Source organism: Gemmatimonadota bacterium, assembly GCA_026706345.1.
Taxonomy (GTDB): Bacteria; JAAXHH01; JAAXHH01; order JAAXHH01; family JAAXHH01; genus JAAXHH01.
The window spans coordinates 1-2221 of the sequence record JAPOYX010000021.1 but is presented as its reverse complement, the minus strand read 5'-3'; the positions used below and the strand labels follow the sequence as shown (position 1 = coordinate 2221).

The 2221-nt window shown below is 59.7% G+C and carries 2 protein-coding genes; both read left to right on the top strand.

Annotation, left to right across the window (positions count from 1 at the left end):
• The coding region (locus tag OXG98_02425; GenBank protein ID MCY3770865.1) for a TonB-dependent receptor at nt 1–1812 on the top strand (1812 nt) is incomplete at its 5' end.
• A 46-nt stretch (nt 1813–1858) separates the two neighbouring features.
• A partial coding sequence (locus tag OXG98_02420) for a hypothetical protein (protein ID MCY3770864.1) occupies nt 1859–2221 on the top strand: 363 nt, incomplete at its 3' end.

Genomic DNA, 2221 nt, shown 5'->3' with positions numbered 1-2221 from the left:
TCCGTCTATGCCGGCATCTTCCATACGCCCTTCGGCATACCCGGCGAGGGTTGCGGCTTCGGCTATGCCGATATTTCGGCACAGACGGGTTCCGTAGAACGCTATAGCACCTTTGTGGATGCGAGCTATCAACTCACGGACGATATCAACGTCTACGCCGAGAACCGGTACTCGCGCATCAACAGCTTCGGTCGCTACGCCCCTGCTGTGGGGTTCTTTGCCGTAAACGAGCCCGCCAGGATCGAGAACGGGCTGACGCCGGTTGCCGGCGCCAATGGTGCGCCATTCCTGGCATTCCACCGGTTCGTGGCACACGGGCCCCGCGACGACAACTCCAAGCGGGACGAGTTCGATATCGTGGTCGGCCTCGAGGGCGAACTGGCCGACGGCAGGATCACGTTCGATGCATTCGCGCGGCACTACTACTACAGTGCGACGGCAACGGGGAACACCTATATCGTACAGAGCATTCTGGAAGATCTCGTTGCGACGGGCGCCTATGACGTGCTCGACCCTCTGTCCCCGGCAAATGCCGATGCGGTTCTCGCCAGTTCCGCCACCCTGACCAGGGATCTCGACACCAAGTTCAACCAGGTTGGCGTGAGCTTCTCCGGCTTCGCCTTCGACCTTCCGGCCGGTCCGGTGGGATGGGCGGTTGGCGGGGAGTGGGCCGACGAAGACTACAACGACAACTACGACGCGCAGCGCGAGGCCGGCAACATTATCGGCTCCGCGGGCAATTCCGCCGCCGGCGACCGCTCCCGCAAGGCCGCATACGGCGAGTTGCTGGTGCCCATCATAGAGGGGCTGGAGATCGGAGGGGCACTGCGTTGGGACGACTACAACGATTTCGGTTCCGCCGTGACGCCATCGACCCATGTCCGCTTCAATCCGTCCGTCGCGAACTGGCTGGTGCTGAGAGCCTCGTACAACGAGGGTTTCAAGGCACCGAACCTGACCGACCTGTACTCGAAGCTCTCGCAATCGTTCAACGATGTTACGGACTTTCCCCAGTGCGAGTCCCAAGGCGTCGCCCCGGCCGATTGTCCGACATTCCAGATCGAGAATTTCACGGGAGGCAACCCGGACCTGCAGGCTGAAAACTCCAAGGCTTTCAACATCGGCGCCGTTGTCACGCCACCTTTCATGGAAGGCCTGTCCGCAAGTGTCGACTACTTCGAGGTTGACACCACGGACCGCGCGACTTCACTCAGGTTGGGTCAACTCGTACGGTTTGCGGCAGAAGGCAACGTGCCTCCGGGCACCGAGGTCGTGCGCGGCGCACCCGGTCCCGCAGGCGGGCTCGGCCGGCTGGTTTCAATCACCAACGTCATCACCAACGCCGCGGCAAGAGACATACGCGGTCTGGACGTTCGTGCTCAGTACAACCAGGACTTCGCGATCGGAACCGTCAATGCGCAATTGGAGTGGTCCCGTTTCCTGACCTACGATGTCCAGAATTCCGCGGACGATAGCGTGATCGACTTCATTACCGAAGCCGGCTACCCGGATGATCGCGTAAGTGCGACAGTACGCCTTACCAGGGACGCGTTTACCGTCAACTACGGAATGAACTATATCGGCGAGCATGGCGATGGCGAAATCGAGGACTACGATTCCTACATGAGTCATGACGTCACGGTCGAGTATCGCTCCCCGTGGAACGTGGATCTGATCGTTGGCGTTCAAAACTTCACAGACGAGAAACCGGTAATCGACAGCATTAGCGGGTACGACGACTCGATAGTCGGCGAAATCTACGATCTGGCTGGCCGCAGGTACTTTGCCCGCCTGCAGTACAATTTCTTTTGATCGTTGACGTGTTGTATAAACCCGGGCCAATGGCCCGGGTTTTTTTATGATCCGAAAACTGTTCGCAACGCCGATTTACCACGCCAATCTGGATGACGACAGGCTGCTGCTTTCCGTAAAGAAGGCCATTCTCGGCCGGCAGAACGAATCCCACCGGCATCCCCAGCCGCCCCAGGGTCGGCATCCCGGCGTATTCGAAAGCCGATTCGACTTTCTGGACAGCCCCAAGAACGACGCAATCGCCGCCCTGAGGGCCACTCTGCTGGCACACCTGCAGGCTTTTCTGGCGGTCGTGCAGGAAACGAAACCCGAAGCGGTGCGGATGGAGCAGATCAGGTTTCATAGCTGGTTCCACATCACTTCCGCGGGCGGCTACTTTCAGCCCCACAACCATCCCAATGCATCCTGG